Here is a 21,305-nt window from a genome sequence, read left to right on the forward strand (position 1 = left end):
CATATCTTACGCAGAGCGGATTAGATATGGAATCACTCCATACGACAACCGTACCTGGAGCAGTAATGGTAGCATGGGCCTTACCAAGATTCTGTTCCTTGCCCCAATAGTAAATCCTTCTAATTCTGTACTTTTTTTTGTCATCAATTTTCCTCCAAAAAGTATAAATAAACCTTTTGATTTTTTACCTCTACAGACCTCAATAGTGGCCCTGAGAAAATAATGTCCTCATACTCGTAGGTCATGCTCCCGGCAGCGAGGGCCAGCCCAAATATTGACTTCGATATCTCTTTGTAAGACCACCCATCGCTTACCAGCTTGGGCAGACGAACCTCGGCAATAGCTGGCGTGCCATACAATGTCAATAGAAAGATGAATAATAATTTCTTTATTCCCTGTTTCGGAACTGACATTGCACTCCGAGTATCCATAAGCACCAACAAATTTTATACTCTCATTATGATTTAATAATCGCTTTTTGGTGACTTGCCTATTGATCAAAACTTATTGTTCAGAATATTGGATCAGGTAGGACTTCAGTCCATTTTTTATATCTACTATCTGTGTTTCGTTATTAAACCAGTGGACTTCAATAGCAGAAACTTCTCTGTCAGCGGGAGCTCCAAGTATTTGTGTATAACTGTTTTGTGACCAATAGCCGGAGCCTGCCTGTATCTCGCGTAACGGTCCTTTTTTTCCATTGGCATAAATAAGTTGAACAGAGGAGCCAATACCATTCCTATTTTGGGGTGGCCCTTGCAGGCTTACCCTATATCCTTTCCTTTTTGTATCATTTAAATAGAGTTTTGTTTGTGCGTTATTCTGAGAAACAGCCAAGTCTACTTTTCCATCCTTATTAAAATCACTAAAGGCAGCTCCCCGCTGCTCCCCATAAATTTTAATCCCGGATTTGCTGCCGGAGACAGAACTTAAATTCCCAGAACCATCCCCGCGAAGCCATAGTCCACGGCCGCTGTCCAGTCGGGGTACATCACGGGGCAAACCAAAAAAGTTCTGACTCATAAAAAGGTCTTCGCTCCCATCGTTGTTAAAGTCAGCTACCCCTAAATGAAAACCCGTTGAAAATTGCGCTTCTTTGGGCAGAGGGTCGGCTTTGAACCCTTCTCCGGTGTTTGTAAAAAGCATGTGCTGGAACGTATTAACCTCCTTAAATGCAATTCGTGACAAGTTATCGCCAAAAATATCCTGCATTGTAGCCTGTGCAAACGCATTGAAGCTATTAAATTGGTTACTAATGAGAGGAATGGAATTATAGTCGAATAACTTATTAGTGGGCACATAGCTTCCACTTTCATCCACTTTTGCTTCAATTATATCCACCCGACGGTCACCATTAAAATCATCATAATACATTCTCGCGGTAGCATTGTCTTTTATGCTGTAGGAACTATTCTCTCCCCAATTTGCGGCGATGATATCGGGCTTACCGTCGCTATTAAAATCCCCTGTGGCAATGCTGTTCCATAATCCTTTATATGTATTTAGGCCTACTTGGTCAGTTACATCGTTGAAAACTCCTTCTTCATTTTCCATCAAAATAATAGAGTCCCATGATCGACTCATCAATAAATCCTGGTCTCCATCCTGATCATAATCAGAAAATACCGCTCCTGTCACCAGGCCCAGTTCACCTAACTTTCTTGAGTTTATCTTATCAACTACAAAGGATCCGTTCTCATTGAGAAATAACCGAGAGGTTGCATCCCTCGGGTAGTGAGCAGGAACAAACTGCCCCCCCAGGAAAAGATCTATATCTCCGTCTTGATCATAGTCCGCAGCGGCAACAGGTCCAGTAGTAGAATAATTTTTAAAACTACTTATCTCTTTCCCTTTTCCATTTGAAAATCGATACTGAAAAGCAGAAGGAACTTGTGGGTTCTGTTCGTAGTTTGCGCTGCCGACTATCATATTAGTACCCTGCTCAGTTTCCCAACCTATGACAGCAGTTTGATCTCCCTGAACTTTTGATTCAAATGGAAACTGTTTCATGGTTTCAAAAGAACCCTCAATATTTTCAAAAGCTCCCATAGAACTACCGTTGCCAGCTGCTACCAATAAATCATCATCATTATCCTGATCGAGATCCACCCAGCTTATGCCCGGACCAAGTTGACTCAATTTCGTTGGCAACAAAGGCTGTAATTTAGATTCATCAAAGGTTTTTTCGTGATGCTTATGGTTGATTCGCTGAGAAACATCGGTAAAGACAGGAGACTGGTCTGTAGCAAAGGTATCCTCCATTTTATTTTCTGCAGCACCAGATTTGTTAATCTCATAGATTCGGTTGGACTTTACCTCTTCAATTTCACTTATAGATCCAGAAGGCCAGGTTACTTTTATCGTATATTTTTTTTCCTTATCGGCTGCAAACATCACAGTAGGCGTTGAACCGGACAAGTAATCGCCCCCGGCAGTGATCTCTTTCTTTTGAGGTACATCTCCTCCCTTGAGGCTTATTTTTGCCCCAATTCCTTGCCTGTTTGCTGCCTCTCCGTGCAATCGAACTGCTATTCGGGGTGCATTGCTCATATTTTCAAACACGGTGCCTGTACTATTCAGACGATTGGAAGCAAAGTCAAGATCGCCGTCATTATCCAAATCTGCGGTAGCAAGTCCATGAGACACATCTTCTTCGGTAAACCCCCATTGTTTACTTTGATCCTTGAACTTCAGCTTCCCATTATTCATCAAAAACTTATTGGGAAGTGCCAATGAGGGTGCTCTTTTAACAAACTCTCCATAGTCTTCATCCATATTCCGGCCTTCCTGAATCATCCCGGCCTGTGTATCGATATCCAGGATGTCGTAGGTGTAACCCGTATTAACAATCAGATCTTCATACCCATCCAGATTGATATCCATAAAGCGGGTGGCCCATGACCATTCTGTAGCTGCAGTCTGGCTGTAATGAGCTGCCTCGGCGTAGGTGTGGTCTTCCCTCTGAAGGTATAGCGAATTGCGATTGTACTGCGGCTGGGCCTGTATCGTTTGCACATGCTCGGGTCGGGGATCATTCAGACTTTTACTCTGGCGAAGCCGGCGATCGTGTACAGGACTCAGCATTTCGGTGACAAAAATATCCAGCTTATCATCTTTATTGACATCGGAGAAATCAACCGCCATTGAGGCAAAACTCATATTCCGGATATGGCTCCAATGCATTTCACGAAATATACCTTCTCCCTGATTAATCCATATTTTATCTTTTGGGAAAAAGTCATTACAAACGTACAAGTCGGGCAATCCATCGTCGTTGAGATCCTGAAATTTGGCCGTCAATCCCCACCCTGGTTGTAATCCAAGAGGGTTGCCATTGGTATCCAGGAACCGTTTGGCTGTATCTTCAACTTTGCGAAAAAATCCATCCTCATTGATATACAGCTCATCCTCTTCCCCAACCTCACCCAAACCGGCCAATCGATTATCTTCCGTCATAAAGAGCTGGTAATGCTCGTCGAAGGGTGGCGCAAGGGTAAAGGGGCCTTCCGGATCCTGCTCGTTATAGGGCTCATTCAGGAGGTTATCCCAGTCGAGTTCCTCGGCGGAATAGATATCTTTAACGGATTTGGCTTTATAATTAGTGATGTACAAATCAAGATCCTGATCACCATCAATATCGGCCAGGGCCATCGTCATACTACCTTGGGCAGAACCTAAACCACTGTTTTCTTTGCGCTTAAAGTTTCCGGCCCCATCGTTTATATAAAGTGCGTTTTGTTTATTTATGGATGTAACTAACAGGTCAAGATCTTCATCTCCATCTATGTCTGCAAAAACAGCGCCCGTAGAGTGGTATCCTTCATGGGCTACGCCCGCCTGTTCTGTTATATCCCTGAATTGTAGTCCACCGGTGTTCTTATACAATTTATTGGGCGTATCAAGACCGGCAAAATAAAGATCAACAAGACCGTCTCCATCAACGTCACCCGTAGCCAATCCTGAACCATTGAGATACACACGGTTTTCAGCAATTTTCTGATCGGTTATGCTATTTTTAAAGCTGATGTTGGTGCGAGAAGCATCTAAAGACTCAAAACCCGTTTCTCCAAAGTAGCCTGGCGAAACTTCTGCCCAGCGATAGTGCTCTTCCTGATGCCACTGTAACTCCGGCGACGAGGTACAGCCTGCTACCATCATAACTCCTATCAACAGCGCGAGCCAAAAAGTATTTGAGACACATTGCATGTACACAGTATTATGGATTCCCCTTTGTCTCCGGTGTAGCTAATTTGAAAGAAGTATTCTATTCTTTCAAATAATTGAGTGTATAAAACAGTCGATTATGTACCAGAGCTTCTCCCTTACCAGAAGCAAATTCTTTAAGCTGTAAATCGTAGATGAAGCCAGTATCTAATTTTTCTAATGTCAACCGGACACTTTTATCATCATCTGCGACTTTGGCGTCCGTCACTTTGATGGTCTCTATTCCATATCGATCGGAGCCATAGGCCTGATTGTATTTGTAATAATATCGCTCAAAATGATAATTCTCAGGATTATTGGCTACTTGGGCGTTAACCGGCTTTGTGAATGTCAATTCAAATCCTTCTTTAGTCAAACTCATTTTTTTGACCTCCATTGGCACTTTACCATTCCAGCTTATCTTCTGGATACCCTGGTCCCCCGGCCAGCCGTGATCGGTCTGTCCCACCCATAGATCTCCGTTGGGAGAAAATGCCAGCCGGTTGTTGCCAATATTCAGTCCTGTGGAGTCAAGAAATGACACCACTGCTCCCTGGTATTCCCCTTGCACTTTCTCCAGCATGACACGCATAATTCGCTTATGATTCATTTCCCCGATAAACATTTGACCGGTAAAGGGTCCAAACTTCCCCTCGGTTCGATCTACTAACGGCTGAGTGGGAGAATTAGCTAAAAAGCCGTGCGGGAAGAGGATAGCCGCTTTAGTTCTCATTTTATTTAATACGGGGACGGGTAATTTAAGCGGTTCTATATCTTCAAAGCCTTCCTCCCAAACCAAGCTGGGAACATGTCCATAAAAATTTCCTTTTTCAACGTGATACAGCTTGCTGGTGCCCAGCCAATCGCCCTGGTTATCAGGCACAAAAAGGTCGCCCTCATCATTAAACTCCAGCCCATTGGGTGATCGTAGTCCACTGGCCCATGGAATAGTGGTTCCATCAGGTTTTACTTTGAGCATCCATCCCCGGTATGGTACCGCTGAGTACATACGTCCATTACGACCTATAGGAGAAAACTCTCCCCTCGTAATATCGTAAACCCCAGCCATTGCCGAGGCCGTATTTAAAGCAATATAATAGTTGCCCTCCTTATCGATTTCCGGTCCATAGGCAAATTCAGCATAGTTACCCGACATCCCAAAATCATCTGTGATCGTTCTGAACTTATCTGCTTTTCCATCTTGATCAGAATCAATAATTTCGGTTAACTCTGACCGCTGCATAACCAGCACCTTGTCATTAGAAAGGGCTTTAATCCAGAGCGGATCTTGCAGGCCATGGGCAAAAAGAGCCCACTCTTGGGTCTTCTCATCATAGATCATGACCTCCCCTCGCCTAAAGCAGGCGATAAGCCGGCCGTCGGGTAGGAAATCAAGCCCCCCCGTCTCTACGCTAAGTCCCTCTGGAGTATCAATCGTTTCAACGCGATAAGCAGGGCCTTCGGCTTGTTGCTCTATAGGCTGACAACCCAGTATCATCAAACATGTTAATATCCCAATTGCTGCGAAGCTCCTATACATCTTATACCTACTTATTTGCACTTATGTTAATTATAAATTGCTTCGCCTGTTCGGGAGTCAAACTTATCATTTCTTCTTCAACTTTTCCCTTTGATACTGTTACAGTAACGTTATTATTATCACTCATTTTGTACCAAATAGGTTGCTGTACATTATCTAACTGGTACTGTATCTGAAATCCCGGGGAAGTATCAGCCGGTACAATAAGCTCTCTAACCACAATACTTCCCATTTTATATTCAAATTGAGGGTATCCCTCCTCATTTAAAGAGTATCCTTTAAAATCAGGAGTAGGAACGGAATCTTTACGGGCAACCCGGAAAGGGAATCCAGCTGTATTTCGGTAATAGACTTCACCTACAAGCTCTGCCACTTCCTGGGCCTTGGCATCCCATTGTTTGGAAGCATCGATATATCCTCCGCTCCATACATAACGCAAGTGGCTGAAACCCGCATCCCAGGCGTAGGACTGATTCTTTTCCATTCCTACTGCTATAGCCGCAGGACTTGCATCCGGCATAAAGAGTCGGGTGACTGTTGGCATTTCCATGGGATACGGATGCATGGAATTAGAAGCCGCCATCTGATTACGCACCGGTTCCGGAATATTGGGATCTTCGTCTATTCGAGGAAGGCTATCCGGATCATTGGTAACATAGATAGCTCCATACATCACTATACCATGGGCCGGATAAGTACAAACGTAGGGATAGATGCCCTCTTCATTAGGAGCCTTAAAAACCAAGGATGCTTTTTCACCTGCCTCAAGAAGCGGAATACTGCCTATAACATTTGAGGATTGAGGAATATAATCCATCTCCATGCCTTGCTCGTCCATTGCTTCAGCTTGCTCAACTACCCTCTCCCGGCTTCCCGGTTCAACGATCAGCATATTATGTAGCATCTCATCCGCATTTTCCAGTTCAATCCGAACAGTTGTGCCTGGCTTAATAACCAATCGTACTTTGTCATACTTCAAACCAGCTACGGCCTTCAGCTCGATGGTCCTGTCCACCGCTGTTCCGCTTTGAGCTAATACATTGAGAGGTGAGCCCCAAAAAATTGCTGAGAGTATAATACAAAAACAAAGTCGGCAAAGGTCAAGCTTTAAACGTTCTTTAACCATTAAATCTAAATCAATTAAATAGTATTTCTCAATAATAAGATGGAGGCCACCGCCGAGGTAGACTCCATCGCCACCAAGCGGTGCAGTCCGCTTTTAAAGTGGGGTACACCTTATTCAAAACTTAAATAATCTACCTGCTTGCTTGATAAGCCTGAGTGGTTAAGTAATACTTTGTGAGTATGTTTTTACGCTCCCATTCTGGAATTTCTCCATCCTTAAGATATTGCAGATATTGTTCCGTTACCTGCGCAAAATGAGCTTCATGGCCCACTCGATGTTCATCCGGTATAATGATTTTCCATCCGTTGGGTGAAGATTCCATTGAAACTCCAGGATATTCCTGGGCAATTTCATCGACAGCACTTTTTAAGGAAGCCTCGTAGTCATTGCCTCCATTGCCATCCACCGGTTCAACATAAAGGGTTGGTACATAGCCCTGTTCTTCCCCTTGACGGATCACCAAGTTTGCTTTAGTACCCCGCATAATAGAGTAATGCGTATCCCCGGCTCCTTCGGGCGCCTGATAATTCCATTCAACGGATACTTTGCCATGAATGCCATTCACAGTAAACACAAATGAACCGTTAGCAAAAACATTAAGTATAGAGTCTTGGCTCACATCTTCTTGAAGGTACTCTGGATAGGCCTCAATTTGAGTCACTTTCTTAAATTCTGAGGGCGTCATTTCCGTTGCCCAACGATCGGCCTGGACTACTTCCACCTCCGTAGTATCTATACCCTTTCCCGGAAATGTTTCCCAAAGGATCAGGTCCGCCAGGTGGGTGGATACATCCACAATAGCCTCGCCCTGCTGGTCTACATCAAAAAACCAGCCCGGCCGAGTCAATGGATTACCCGATACATATTTAAAGAAATGATGCACACTTTCTTTGGTAATGGCCGGATTTTCGGGTGTTCCTTCTACAATTGAGCCAAAAACGTCTGTATCCTGAGAAAGCGCACGTTGTAGAAGGGTCGTAATTTCAAAGCGTTCGGTCATGATATCATAAAGCAGGATATCATTCTCATGAGCGGTAGACAGCGCTTCCTTCAACATCGGGAATTTTTCTGGTTTTATAACCATCGGTTTATCAGCAAGTACATTCAAACCAGCATCTACAGACTGTTTTATATACTGTGTTTTCTTGGCGTTATTTCCAGATAAAACAACCACATTACCGGGCTGTTCCCGAATCATTTTATCAAAAAAGTCTGCGCCCGTATAGACCTCCTCTACCCAGTTTGTAGGCCCTTCTGTACGATTGTTATACTGCTCAATCCGATTTAAATGACGCTGCAGACCGTCAGATCCGTCGGGTGCATACACGTATGCTACGGAATCTACCTGGTCATATCCATATTTTTGAACTAATGATGCATGGAAATGACCGGGATCCACGGTCATCAGCTTTACCTCTCCATCTGCACCTGTAAACTTATTCGAAGATGTTTCTCCGTTACCAGAGTCAGAGTTGGAGCAAGAATAGAAGACCATTGAGAATAACAATAGAAAAGCGCAGTGTTGTAAAGACAAATTCTTCAATTTTTCCTTTTTGAAATTTGTATGCCTGTTTAAACTTCATTCATCATAATAAACAAAGTAATAAACAGGCATTATAATTAAATTTCCAGACGATGTCCGATGTTTTATCAAGTTTTTAAGCCATCAATATGTTTGACACCCCATGGTGAACGCTGTGGACGCGAAAGCATAGCATTGGCTTCATCATCATTTTTAAAGCGTTCATTAATGGGATCCCAGTGTAATTTCCTTGGCAGCTTCATCGCGATATGAGAAATCAGGCATGCACTGCACGAACGATGGGCAACCTCAGCGGGTGCTACAGGTAACTCACGACTTTTAATACACTTAAGCCAGTTGCCATGCTGTTCCTGACTTGTGTATAGGTGAGTTTCATTTTCCCCAATTTCTGAAGTTAGAATATCAGGGTTACTGGCATTAAATGATTCTGTGGGTTTCTGCTCGCTTACAGGATCGCTTGCCGTAACCCCCACATCTCCGCGAGAGGCGTAAATCCAGCCTTCTGATCCTATAAATTTAACCCCCTGCTTGTTATTACCCCCTACGGTCATAATCACATCATTGGGATATTTAGCCGTCACTTCAAAGTCACCATGTACGTTCCATAAGCCATTATAGTTGGGATCATCGGTCGGGAATTCTGCAGTAGCTTCTATTTCAACCGGTCCGGTGTGTTCCATGCCCATTCCCCAATGAGCGGCATCAATATGGTGTGCGCCCCAGCCCGTAATCATACCAGCACTAAACGCCTCGCAACGGAGCCATCCCGGACGCGAATATCCCTCTTCGGGATGAACTCGTTGGGTGGTATAAGGCACATCGGGGGTTCGTCCCAGCCACATATCATAATCCAAACTCTCCGGGACCGGCATATTGGTAGGATCTCCACCACCGGGATCACCCGGCAAGCCGACTTCCACCTTTTGTAGTTCTCCAATTCGTCCGTTTCTCACCAGTTCACAAGCGCGCTTAAACTGAGGCCATGGATTTACCGAGCGCTGCTGACTACCGATCTGGAACACGGTACCTGTCCGGTGAATGATATCACTCATAGCCCGACCTTCTGCCACGGTTAGCGATGCCGGTTTTTGGAGATAAATATCTTTCCCGGCCATAGCGGCTTCAATAGTCGGTTGCGCGTGCCAGTGGTCCGGCGTACTGATGATCACCGCATCAATCTCCGGGTCCTCCAGCATTTCGCGATAATCCTGATAGACGTCCACATCTACATAATTTTCCTTACCCTTTTCCTCGGCATAATACTTTTCTATCAATTGTTTGCCTTCTCTTGCCCGATCAAGGTCCACATCACAAGCCGCAATTACCCGGGCATCATCATACTCCAGGGTTATTGGCAAGTCCATGGCACGGGCAATACGTCCGCAGCCAATCTGGCCAATATTTATTTTATTACTGGGTGCACTTTTGCCAAATACCGTAGAGGGTACGATTGAAGGAGCTGCAATTAAGCCTCCTGCTCCCATTAAGGATGTTTTCAGGTATTCACGCCGCGACATTTTATTCTTGTTTTCACTCATATCAACAGTACTTATTTTTCTTAATTATTATTCTTTACTTCACAACCCACTCAATGCCACCCAAAATGTGTTTCCTAAACATAGGGTCATCATACGATTCCGGGCTGTGACCTAAACTGGTGTACCAAGAACGTCCGCCTTCAAACTCGTGGTACCACGCTAACGGATAGGTATCACCAAATACTTTACCCGGGAAGTTTTCCTTCTCCTTATCTTCTACCGTTGTCATATCGGCCTGAAGCAGTACACGAATTCCGGGATTTAATTGTTTGAGATAGTAACATTCATCTTCCCGTATCCACTCTTCGGGCAGAAAATGGGTAGATGAATGGCTGTCATCCGTAATATTTACCGTAAATTCCTGGTAAGGAGCATGCCGGTAAAAGGATCCCCCCAGGAGATTCCAGAACCACGGCCAGTCACGCTCGGATCCCGATGCAGAGTGAATACCTACAAACCCACCCCCAGAACGAATATAGTTTTGAAATGCATCATGCTGTTCTTGAGTAGCAAAGACATCATTATTAGTATTGGAGAAGATCAGTGCATCGTATTTTGTAAGGTTATCCGCATTAATGTCCGCCGGATCTTCGGAAGAATCAACGGTAAAACCGTGCTTTTCTCCAAGCTCTTTGATTGCCTTTATACTATTGGGAATATTCTCGTGCACATATCCTTCGCCGTTTTTGGTATATACCAATACCTGTTTGCCCTCAAGATCCACTCCTTCCGCCTGGTTGTTGAATATAGCAGCTTGTGTATTAACAGGCTGTGCATTTAACAATCCAGGTAAAAGCAGAAAAAGGAAGGATAAATATCCAAATACTACAATTTTTGACTTAACTTTTTGCATTATGTTGATCAATTATTTTTTCATCTATTGAGATTAAAGAAACTAAAACAAGGTATAGGGCAACGCTCAACGCAATCGGTTGCGTTAGTGACTTAAATAACTATAAGCGGTACAAATTTGCAAGTTTTAAACTCTTATTCTGCAATAATTAAAATTTATTTTCATACAGATTTTACTGAAGCTCCTCTACAGTTACATGCGGGGGATTTCCGAAATCCTGCCAATAACGCTCAGCATCCATTGGTTGAATTTCCCCATCATAAATCATCATCCGGTATTTAAGACTATAACTCTTTCCTGGCATCAACTTCCAATCCTGCTCTTGAGCGGGATTAAAGTTAAAATAAACATTTTCTTTACCCCCATTGGCACCGGTAGGCCAGATTCTGAGCTGCTCTGGAAAATTATGATTCCCCGGATGCGTCATAAATAAAATACCGGATGATCCGGATGAGGCCTGAGAAACACCATTAATGTCTGTCCACCGGGCACGCGTTCCGTTGCCATTGCTTTTATTCATCCCCTTGGAGGTAAGCAAGGTGGCCGTTTCATCATTCCATTTCTCGGTAGCTCTTAAACTAAATCCCTGGTACCGGTAGGCCTTAATGGTAAGTGGAGAGCGGGAAGCAGTATTTAATGTTGAAACAAAATCTACAAGCCAGATATCTTGTTCGGGATCGGCATTCCAAACCCTCACCTCCCACTTTTCATTCAGTGCAATTTTCTCACCTGCAGGAGAAGGAGCCGTTAAATCAACGTGATTCAAGAATGAGGAAAACCCGCCATATACGTCCCCTTCCTCTGTAATAGGAAGTGATTGATGCCGGACTGTTCCTTGTCCTTTATTTAGATTCCAAAAATCGATTTCCCGCTCTTCAAAGCTCGTTTTGGTCCATGGATTCCAGATACCATAGTGGTGGTAGTGGTCGGAAGGTTGAATTCTTGTAATCACTTCCCCTTCCGGCGACAACAGCGGATGGATATAACCACTGCGGGTATAAAGTTCCGATACCCCTTCCGGCGGTGCTTTGGGAGCATATCGATAGCTCAGCACCTCGCGGTCTTCCACCTTCAGTGTTAATGATTTTCCATTATCAGAAAAGTGAACAGCATTGGCATCATTCTCAGTACTGCCAGAATACGGTTCTCTTTTCAGAATATAATTTCTCTGATTCCCGGCAGGAGTTTTCCCTCGCAGGATCCAGCGGATTTTCTTTTCGTCTCCACTGGCATCTAATTGGGAGTCTACAGCTTTTTCCTCACCATCAACCACCTCATAAAGCCGTAACTCTTGACCGGTTGCTAATCCAAGGTTAAGGCCCTCCAAAGAAGCACTGACAGGGGTATTCGTTCGATCATATTCACCGGCCTGAACCGTAAGATCAGCTACTTTCTGTGATTGACCATAATGGATATTGGGAACTGTTAGTAGTAAACCCAACAAAAGCCAAACGATGTTGTTTAACCTTTTGACATATGTCATGATGTGTTATCTAATAATATATTGAGGATTAAAATAGTGGCCTCAAGATTATAATGAATATCTCAAGGCCACATAATTAGACTGGAATATTAGCAATAGTTCTCTGAATTAATAACCGGGATTTTGCTCATACCCGCCATCTGTTCTTGTTATTTGTGTAGCGGGAATAGGTCTTAACAAGAACTTATAACCTTCATTCCCATATTTTTCCTCAGCAGTCGTTTTCATGTCAGCTGGATCTCTTGAAGGTTCATCCCCAAGTTTACCCAAATAGCGGTCAGCTGCTCGTTCGATCAATTTGCCGGTACGTTTGAGCGTCGTCCACCGTTTTGATTCTCCATAAAACTCACGGGCTCGTTCATCGAGGATGAAATCAAGTGTTACATCTCCAGCCCCAATTTCCATATTGGCCTCTTGGCCCGGCCAGGCTGCACGGCGGCGTACCACATTGATATGATCGGCGGCCTGCTGAAGGTTCCCCAGGTTATAACGTGCCTCTGCTGCAAACAGGTAGGCTTCGGCAAGGCGGTAGACAAAGTAATCTTTCGTACCACCGTATTCATTGACCGATGACCGCTGACGATCATCATGCTTCTTCAGGTTCGGAAACATATTGATATTTGTTGCCGTGTGAGCGGTAGCCCAAGACATCAGGTAATAAGGGGTGTCAGCCTGCCTATCCTCTACCTCTTGCTCGGTCATATCAGGGTCTATGTAAATAGCCGTGTCACCAACCGAAACATTGGGATATTGATCCGTGGGCAGACTGGATGCATCGTTATAGTTCCAGGTATCCTGAAAGCTTTTGTCATACCGGGAATCCTGGTCGAGGGGCCGGTAGTTTTCCAGGGCAAAAGGCGTCATTTTGAATCGAATCCACGGACGGCCGTATTCCATGGTACGTGATAGTCCTGCTCCACTCCCGTTTCCACCATAGGTTTCGTACCAGGGACGATAATAAACATGGCTGTGGTTACCGTCGCCATCATCAGGACCATTAAGAATAGGATCGGTGCCGTATTGTATCGACCAGACGATCTCCGAATTCTGCTGATTATCGGCAGCAAAGATCCGTTCATAGTCTTCCACTAACTGGAAACCATAATCAGTGGTAACGCTTTCAGCCAGTGTTGCCGCACGGTTAAAATCATCACTTCCCGCAAAGTCCTGGTAACCCCGCGTTAAGAGAACATGGGCGAGCATCATTTTAGCTACGGGTTCGGTTACACGACCAAACTGTTGGTCGGCAGGATCAGGTGGGAGATTGCTAATGGCCGTCTCCAGGTCACTAACGATTTGTTCATAAACCTGGGCCGGTGCCGTTCGATTTGCCTCAATCTCTACCCCTTCCGTCTCTTCAGTTGTAAGGTGAACAGCACCAAAGTGCTGAACCAAGGTAAAGTAATAAAAAGCACGAAGCGCATGAACTTCTCCCAGCTTGGTTTGCTTAAGGGTCTCATCCATGCCTTGTATTCCTTCGGCACGGTTAATCGCAGCATTGGTGATGTTGATAGCCTGATAATAACCATCCCAGACCGAGGTGATGATGCCATCTTCCGAGTTTAATGCGGCCGTGTACCAATTGTAATGGCGAAGACCTCCATGCCCGGCATTCTGGGTAATATCAGTACCGTATTCTTCCAAGAACGCTCCCACATTGTTACCATAATAGTTACGCAGTGGTGCATATGCGGCATTTACTGCATCCTCAAAACCACTGGGTGTAGTGTAATGCGAATCGGTACTAACTTCAGATACCAGATCCTCATTCAGCATTTCACACGATGAGAGCAGTACTACGAAAGTCGATAAGAGTAATATGTATATTAGATTCTTCATTATGCTAATTCTTTGTCATTAAAAATTAATGTTAACACCAAGCGTATAAAGACGGGTTGTAGGAACTTCTCCCTCTATGACTCCGTCATACTGCTCTGGATCAATATTGCCCGTTTTGGAAAAAAGTAACGGGGTTTCTGCATTAGCATAAATTCTGAGGGACCGAATGCCCAACTGATTGGTCAGACTTACCGGCAGGTTATAGCCCAGCCTGACGTTACGTATTTTCAGGAACGACCCATCCTCGTATCCTCGTGAACTGCCATAAAGTGGCGATTCAATTCCTGATTCGGGTCGGGGATGTTTGTTCGTCGGATTTTCCGGTGTCCAGTAATCCACATCAGCGGTGTTATACCGACCGATAAGATTCGGTCTTTCAAATGAATTATCAATTGTTTGACCCACACTGGCGTATAGGTAAACAGAAAAGTCAATTCCCTTATAGCTTAAGTGGTTCGCAAAACCAGCCGTCCAGTCAGGTAAATTGGTACCTTGTATTACGCGGTCTTGTTCATTAATAACCCCATCTTCATTTTGGTCTCTCACCTTAATATCACCCGGGGCCTGACCGTATGAATCGGCTGCTGATGCCTCGTCCTCTTGCCATATTCCAATCTTTTCGTAATCGTAAAAGACCGTGAGTGGTGCACCGATAAACCATTGATTTCCTACGTCATCCTCGCCATCTCCGAAGAGCTCAACAATTTCCTCATCATTGGCGCCAAAAGTGAGATCACTGCTCCATGTAAAGTCATCACGGCTTGTACCGACTATATTTTGTGTGTTCAGCGTTATTTCAAGTCCCCGGTTTTTGGTCTCTCCAATATTCTGAAATACTGATCCAAAACCAGAGGTGATCGGTAAATTTCGTTCAAGGAGCATGTCGGTAGTGGTAGTTTCATAGACCTCAATACCACCGGTCACTCTTGAATCCCACAGGCCAAAATCCAGTCCAATGTTTACTTGGCTGCTGGTCTCCCACTGTAATTCTGGATTTGATATCTGATTGGGTGCATAACCGAAGCCTGCTTCTTCCCCAAACTGGTAGGTCGTTTGTGCAAGTAAGCTTCGGGTCTGGTAGGGATCAATAGCCGTGTTACCGGTCACCCCATAACTGGCTCTCAGCTTGAGGTTTGAAAACAGATCCTGATTTTCCATAAAGGGCTCCTCCGTAATTCTCCAACCGATAGCGGCAGAAGGGAAAATGCCCCATTTATTACCCTCGGCTAATCGTGACGAACCATCAGCACGGCCGGATACGGTAAAGAGGTACCGATCATTTAATTGATAGTTAATACGACCCATGAAAGACATGATACTCCATTCATATAGAAAGCTTTCGATGTTTTCAGTTTGATCTCCGGTTCCCAGGTTATGGTATTTTTGGCTTTCATAAGGCAAGCCAGAAACAGCAATAATATCCTCTTCGAACTTACTGGATTGAATACTAAATAGCCCCGTTGCCTTAATACTGTGAATATTTCCAAAATCCTGCTGATAGTTCAGAATGTTTTCGAGGGTATAATTAAAACTTAACTCTTCCTCTTTCTCAGCATAGGGCGTTCCTTCGGCACGAGCAGTAGTGAGCGTACCCTGAAATATCCCGCGGCGATAGGAAGAAAGATCCGGACCAAAATTCAACCGGTAAGAAAAGTTATCGGAGATATCATATTCCGCAAAAATGTTACTAAAGATGCGGATCCTGTTTCGGTCATCCAACATCTTGCCCGGAACCAGATCATTCAATGGATTGGCAATCAATCCGTCATTGGTGGGTCTAAAATCAAGCGTTCCGTCTTCATCATAGGGATTGCCAAGTGGATTCATGGACAATGCTGTTCCAAAAGGATTTGAGCCCACTTTTCGTACATTCCGCGCAAGTAAGGTCGAAGTACCAATGTGCAATCGGTCGCTAATATCATGATCCAGGTTGACACGCAAATTATACCGATCAAAACTCTGACCCGGAATAATACCGACCTCATTAAAGAAGTTACCGCTAATGGCAAACTGCGTACTTTGATTACCTCCCTGAACGGTAATATTATGACTCTGCTGGTAACCAAAGTCATCGGTCACACGATCGGTATAATCATAAGAATTACCATTTTCGATCGACTCTAACTCCGGTGGCTGGAAAATATCCGTATCATCGCCGTCATATTCTCCCGAATGCCGGTATGCTTCGCGTTTCATGTCAGCAAACTCTTCGGCATTAAATACATCTGGATTTGAAAGTTGAACCGACATACCATAATACCCATCGTAAGAAACCATGGTTTCGTGATTTCCACCTCGCTTGGTGGTAATTATCACAACACCGTTGGCACCGCGCGATCCGTAAATAGCTGTTGCCGAGGCATCCTTCAATACTTCCATAGACTCAATATTCTCGGTGTTGATGTCGCTTAAACCTCCACTATACGGAATACCATCAACCACAAAGAGCGGATCGTTACCTGCGGTAAGTGAACGGCGCCCGCGAATACGAACGACTACCCCTTCTCCCGGCGTACCATTACCCGTGCTTGAAACCATAACCCCTGCTGCTCGACCTTGAAGTGCAGATGCGGGATCACTGACCGGAACTTCTGACAGAGCCTCCGATGAAACGGAAGAAACCGAACCGGTAACATCCTGCGCTTCTTGAGCTCCATAACCAACGACGACCAGCTCTTCTCCTTCAAGGGTCTGCGGCGACATTTGAACATTGATGGTAGAACGTCCATTTATTGGCACCTCTTGCCTTGTAAAACCAACAAAAGAAAATACAAGAGTATCACTATCGGATGGTGCCGTAAGCGAAAACCCGCCATCGACATCCGTTGAAGTACCAATGGATGTCCCCTTAACGGTAATATTAACTCCTGGGAGCTGTTCTCCTTCATCAGCTGACGTAACAACACCACTGACGGTATGCTCTTGATTGGTCTGCTGTGTAAAAAGCAAACTATTTTCTATGTCCGAAGCATTCATCGAAAATGGAACCACTAATATTGCTATTAAGCCCATCCAGGATAAAGCCTGAACCCTGATCCTTAACATTTTATGTAACTTATCCCAAACCATAATTATGCTGATGTATTTTATTCAAATTAACATTTCAGCTTTCCCCTATTCATTATGCAAAAAGGATTGCTTGTTTTTAGTTGAGCAAGAAAATTTCTCAACTCAATAATTCAAGATAATAATTATCATCTTTTATGCAACCGATTGCGTAAATTTATTTTAAATGCGGAAAAATAGTTTAATAATTTTCGGAATGTAAGAAATAAAATTTGCATAACAGGCTATTATTAGGGTATTTATATCTTCATTGACCAATTATCTTATTAAATAAAGGCAAATAAGCATTATCGCTTTATATCAATCGGTTGCATAAACTCTTTGATAATTTAAACTTTATTTTTTGCTATACTTATCCCTTTAATTTTTATCTATAGTCCTCCATATTACCATGCCTGCTGATAAGAATAACACAGAAGTGACTATTTATGATATTGCCGAAGCATTAGACGTCTCCCCTTCTACGGTAAGCCGAAGCCTTAAAAATCATTCCTCCATCAGCAGCGACACCCAACAAAAGGTAAAGGAGCAGGCCAAAGAGATGGGATATCGTTCTAATATTTTTGCTAAGAATCTGAGGCGTAAAAAAACCAACACCCTGGGGGTCATTGTTCCTAAACTCAATAGTAATTTCATGTCTTCTGTGATAGCCGGCATGGAAAAAGTGGCTAATGAAAATGGGTATAACCTCATCATAAGCCAATCGCTGGAGACCGCTCAAAAAGAAGCTTCCAATGTAGAAACCATGTTTGAAAGCAGGGTTGACGGGCTAATTGTCTCTTTAGCTTACGATACAGAAGATTATTCACATTTCGACCCTATCATAGAAAATAATATCCCCTTGGTTTTCTTTGACCGGGTGGCCTACTACAAATCGGCGGCCAACATTATCATCGATAACTTTAAGGCTGGTCAGCAAGCTGTAACCCACCTGCTGAAGCAAGGGTGCAAACGCATTGTGCATATGACCAGCAACCTTGCCAGAAATGTCTATGAAGATCGGTTTCGGGGATATAAACAGGCACTTGAAGATTATGATATTCCGTTTGATCCCAAATATTTGATCCAAAATGATCTTTCCAACCAAGCCGGCCAACAAGCAGCGCAGCAGATTTTAAGTATGGATCCCCTGCCCGATGGACTCTTTGTTGCCAATGATACCTGTGCCATTGCATGCATGAGTACCCTTCAAGATCATGGAATCAAGATACCTGAGGATATAGCCGTAGTGGGCTTTAATAATGATCCCATATCCAGCTTTGTTAATCCCAAATTGACTACCATCAACTATCATGGCAATGAGATGGGTAAAGTGGTAATCCGAAATTTGATTAGCCACCTGAATGGCGATAATAATATTGCAATGACCAACACCATAATTCTCAATGCAGAACTGATCATCAGAGAATCATCGGTAAAAGCATCATAAAAAATACCTGAGCAAGGTGAAGGTCATACCATTACCGAAGGAGGCCTTTGTAAAACCGAGCTTGTCATCCAGAATTCAATTCGACATCTCCGTTAAAAGGCTGCTTAAAGTATCTGGGATTCTGAAACAAAGCCTGTTCCGACTGCCGTCGGGGGCCAGAATGACAAGATATATTAGTTTTGCAAAGGGCCGAAAAATCAGTATTTGTATCCAATAGTTTACTTACTACTGTCTGCTGACACACTAAAGCCGGCTTAAGGACATTGCTGATCACATCAAGCATCAGAATCGGGCATAATGCTTGGTATGCTCAAGTTTTTTGTAATACTCCAGGGAGTGAGCAGGCTTTTCTAATCCTGCAGGAATAGGTTTTCCTGAAAGGGATTGGAAATACAGAACACAGGCGTTACGCCACCAAAGGGCATCTTTCTTCTGTATCTCCAGCAGGGCCTGTACATGGTCAAACCGTTCTTGGTCAATCAGTCCTTCGACTGAATTCCAGGTTTTCTGCATTTCTTCAACCATAGTTACCCCTTCATAATATCGGTGGACCAATTCTTCCCAGAGCGTTTTCCCGGAATTCAACTTAAAATCCCATGGCAGATGGTGAAACCATAATAAATACTCCTCTGGCATTGTTTCAGGATTTTCAAACCGCGCTCTCACCGAGGGCTGATACTGCTCCAGAGCATTAGAGCCGCTTTCGGTACGGTCAAACCCAATGCCGGCCGAATCGGCCCGGTGGTAATAAACGGCCGTCCAGTCGGGCCGGGAAAGTTCTGCCGTCCAGGGGGCCGGACCGTAGTGGTGGCCCTGCGCATACAGATGGGTTAATCCCAGTGGATTTCGATACTTCACTCCTGCTTCGCGTGACTTCATCATCATGGATTTTACCGGTTCTACAAAATCCGGATCATGCGTGAAGGTCATACGCAACCACTCATCCGCCACTTTTTCCGCGGTCAATGAATGGTCCCAGGCCATTCGTCCATATACATACCAGTTAGCCTGGCCAAACGGATGACCCGTCCAGTTGCGATCAGTTCCAGTATTCGCCACACCAGCTATTCCTGTATGTTTATAATCAAAAAGATCACCGTCAATAACTTTTGCAACCGTTGAACCTTCACCTTGTACATAAGTATCCGACTGCAGGGCTTCTTCATACAGTGGTCCCATATATGCCAGGTGATTGCTGAATCCAAAGTATTCTTGAGTGACCTGCAGTTCCAGCATCGTATTGGTTTTCGGAAGCGCTCCAAAAAGCGGATGAAAGGGCTCTCTGGGCTGGAAGTCGATCGGCCCATTTTTAACCTGGAGGATCACATTGTCAGCGAACTCTCCATCTAAGGGTACAAACTCGTCATACCCCTCCCTGAACCGGTCTTCCTGGTCGGCGCTGTAGACAAAAGCCCTCCACATCAGGATACCTCCATGCGGCTGTAACGCTTCGGCAAGTACATTGGCCCCCTCCGCATGTGTTCTTCCATAATCGGCCGGACCGGGCTGCCCTTCAGAATTGGCTTTAACCAAAAAACCACCAAAATCAGGAATATGCTCATAAATTTGGTCTACTTTCTCTTTCCACCACTGCTGTACCTCAGGATCAAGAGGATCGGCAGTATCAAGCCCACCAATACGCATGGGCGCATAAAAATTAGCCGAAAGGTACACCTTGATTCCATACGGACGAAAAATATCGGCTAAAGCAGAAGCTTTCTCGAGGTACTGCTCCGTCATCATTCGGGGATCAGAATTGACGTTATTCAGCACCGTGCCATTAATCCCAATTGAGGCGTTCGCCCTGGCATAATCTACATATCTTGGAGATTTATACTCCGGTAACGTTGACCATTCCCATAAAGATAATCCGGCATACCCCCGTTCGACCGAACGATCCAGGTTATCCCAGTGATTCAACAGGCGATGTTTAATTCTAGGAGCACTTTCGATAGAAAGGTCGCGAATTGACTTATGAAGCTGGAGTTGTTTCAGAAAACGAAATACTCCATACAGTAACCCAATGTCCGTATTGGCAGCAATAATACGATGGGTTACACCTTCCATTTTCTTCATTGTTACCAGGAAGCCTTCATCGCCGATAGCCTTCAAACTTTCGTCAAGACCTGCAGAAGCCACCACTTTGGATGTAGCAGGCGTACCGATAATTAGGCTTTGGGTCTGAGAAAGTACTTTATCAATGGGGATTGAATGGCCTAATAAGCCGGTAAGACCTTTTTGGATTTCGTGCCGGACTATTGATAACGTCTCTGACTCTCCCTGGATCACTACTTCCTGCAATAAAGACCGATACTGCTCGAGCATTTCTTCATCCGACACTTGCTCATACCTCAGCCAAAGTCGGGAGCCATCCTCGGCCTTAGCATTTATAGAAGCCGCAGTTAACGTAATCAAAATAAACAACAGTACTAATCTTGACATTCTAAGCATCACAATCCCTTATCCTATGGTGTAGTGGAAAAATTAAGTCTAAGACAATCGTTATACAGCGTTTAAACCTTTTTAAAATGCTTATGTAAACTGATTGACGCAACCGATTGCACCAATCAACAATACTACACTGCTTAATGTTTTTTTAGTTTAAAAATAGCAACTTTAAAATCTTTTAACACGCTGCACAACAGCATATTATAGCAAATACATGGAATAAATATGTATTTATTT

12 protein-coding genes are annotated in these 21,305 nt (G+C 44.1%); 1 reads left to right on the forward strand and 11 read right to left on the reverse strand.

The genetic code is table 11. The features are described 5' to 3' along the window. Positions 1-143: 143 nt before the first annotated feature. The 10 genes from J6I44_RS05830 to J6I44_RS05875 form a co-directional block, all read right to left on the reverse strand. Positions 144-413, reverse strand: a complete 270-nt coding sequence (locus J6I44_RS05830; protein WP_265765069.1) for a hypothetical protein — start codon at positions 411-413, stop codon at positions 144-146. A 91-nt stretch (positions 414-504) separates the two neighbouring features. Further along, positions 505-4,206, reverse strand: a complete 3,702-nt coding sequence (locus J6I44_RS05835) for a CRTAC1 family protein (protein WP_265765070.1) — start codon at positions 4,204-4,206, stop codon at positions 505-507. Between the two features lie 58 nt (positions 4,207-4,264). Continuing rightward, positions 4,265-5,701: a DUF7133 domain-containing protein gene (locus J6I44_RS05840; protein WP_265765071.1), complete on the reverse strand. Its 1,437-nt coding sequence runs from the start codon at positions 5,699-5,701 to the stop codon at positions 4,265-4,267. A gap of 49 nt (positions 5,702-5,750) precedes the next feature. After that, positions 5,751-6,758 (reverse strand): plastocyanin/azurin family copper-binding protein, encoded by a 1,008-nt coding sequence (locus tag J6I44_RS05845; RefSeq protein WP_265765072.1) that lies wholly within the window; start codon positions 6,756-6,758, stop codon positions 5,751-5,753. A gap of 241 nt (positions 6,759-6,999) precedes the next feature. Further along, positions 7,000-8,364, reverse strand: a complete 1,365-nt coding sequence (locus J6I44_RS05850; protein WP_434084225.1) for a putative oxidoreductase C-terminal domain-containing protein — start codon at positions 8,362-8,364, stop codon at positions 7,000-7,002. A gap of 155 nt (positions 8,365-8,519) precedes the next feature. After that, positions 8,520-9,950 (reverse strand): Gfo/Idh/MocA family protein, encoded by a 1,431-nt coding sequence (locus J6I44_RS05855; protein WP_265765074.1) that lies wholly within the window; start codon positions 9,948-9,950, stop codon positions 8,520-8,522. Between the two features lie 34 nt (positions 9,951-9,984). After that, the gene (locus J6I44_RS05860) at positions 9,985-10,803 is read right to left on the reverse strand and encodes a ThuA domain-containing protein (RefSeq protein WP_265765075.1); all 819 of its coding nucleotides are present in this window, start codon (positions 10,801-10,803) and stop codon (positions 9,985-9,987) included. A 172-nt stretch (positions 10,804-10,975) separates the two neighbouring features. Then, positions 10,976-12,286 (reverse strand): DUF6807 domain-containing protein, encoded by a 1,311-nt coding sequence (locus J6I44_RS05865; RefSeq protein ID WP_265765076.1) that lies wholly within the window; start codon positions 12,284-12,286, stop codon positions 10,976-10,978. 108 nt (positions 12,287-12,394) lie between these two features. Next, positions 12,395-14,125 (reverse strand): RagB/SusD family nutrient uptake outer membrane protein, encoded by a 1,731-nt coding sequence (locus J6I44_RS05870; RefSeq protein WP_265765077.1) that lies wholly within the window; start codon positions 14,123-14,125, stop codon positions 12,395-12,397. A gap of 18 nt (positions 14,126-14,143) precedes the next feature. Next, complete coding sequence (locus J6I44_RS05875) at positions 14,144-17,137, reverse strand: SusC/RagA family TonB-linked outer membrane protein (protein WP_265765078.1); 2,994 nt, start codon at positions 17,135-17,137, stop codon at positions 14,144-14,146. A 445-nt stretch (positions 17,138-17,582) separates the two neighbouring features. Here J6I44_RS05875 and J6I44_RS05880 point away from each other — a divergent pair, with 445 nt between their 5' ends. Beyond that, positions 17,583-18,620, forward strand: a complete 1,038-nt coding sequence (locus J6I44_RS05880) for a LacI family DNA-binding transcriptional regulator (RefSeq protein WP_265765079.1) — start codon at positions 17,583-17,585, stop codon at positions 18,618-18,620. A 282-nt stretch (positions 18,621-18,902) separates the two neighbouring features. Here the strand turns inward: J6I44_RS05880 and J6I44_RS05885 are convergent, their stop codons facing one another. Beyond that, positions 18,903-21,062, reverse strand: coding sequence for an alpha-glucuronidase family glycosyl hydrolase (locus J6I44_RS05885; RefSeq protein WP_265765080.1), 2,160 nt, complete (start codon positions 21,060-21,062; stop codon positions 18,903-18,905). Between the last annotated feature and the right edge of the window lie 243 nt (positions 21,063-21,305).

It is taken from the genome of Fodinibius salsisoli, assembly GCF_026229185.1.
Lineage (GTDB): Bacteria > Bacteroidota > Rhodothermia > Balneolales > Balneolaceae > Fodinibius > Fodinibius salsisoli.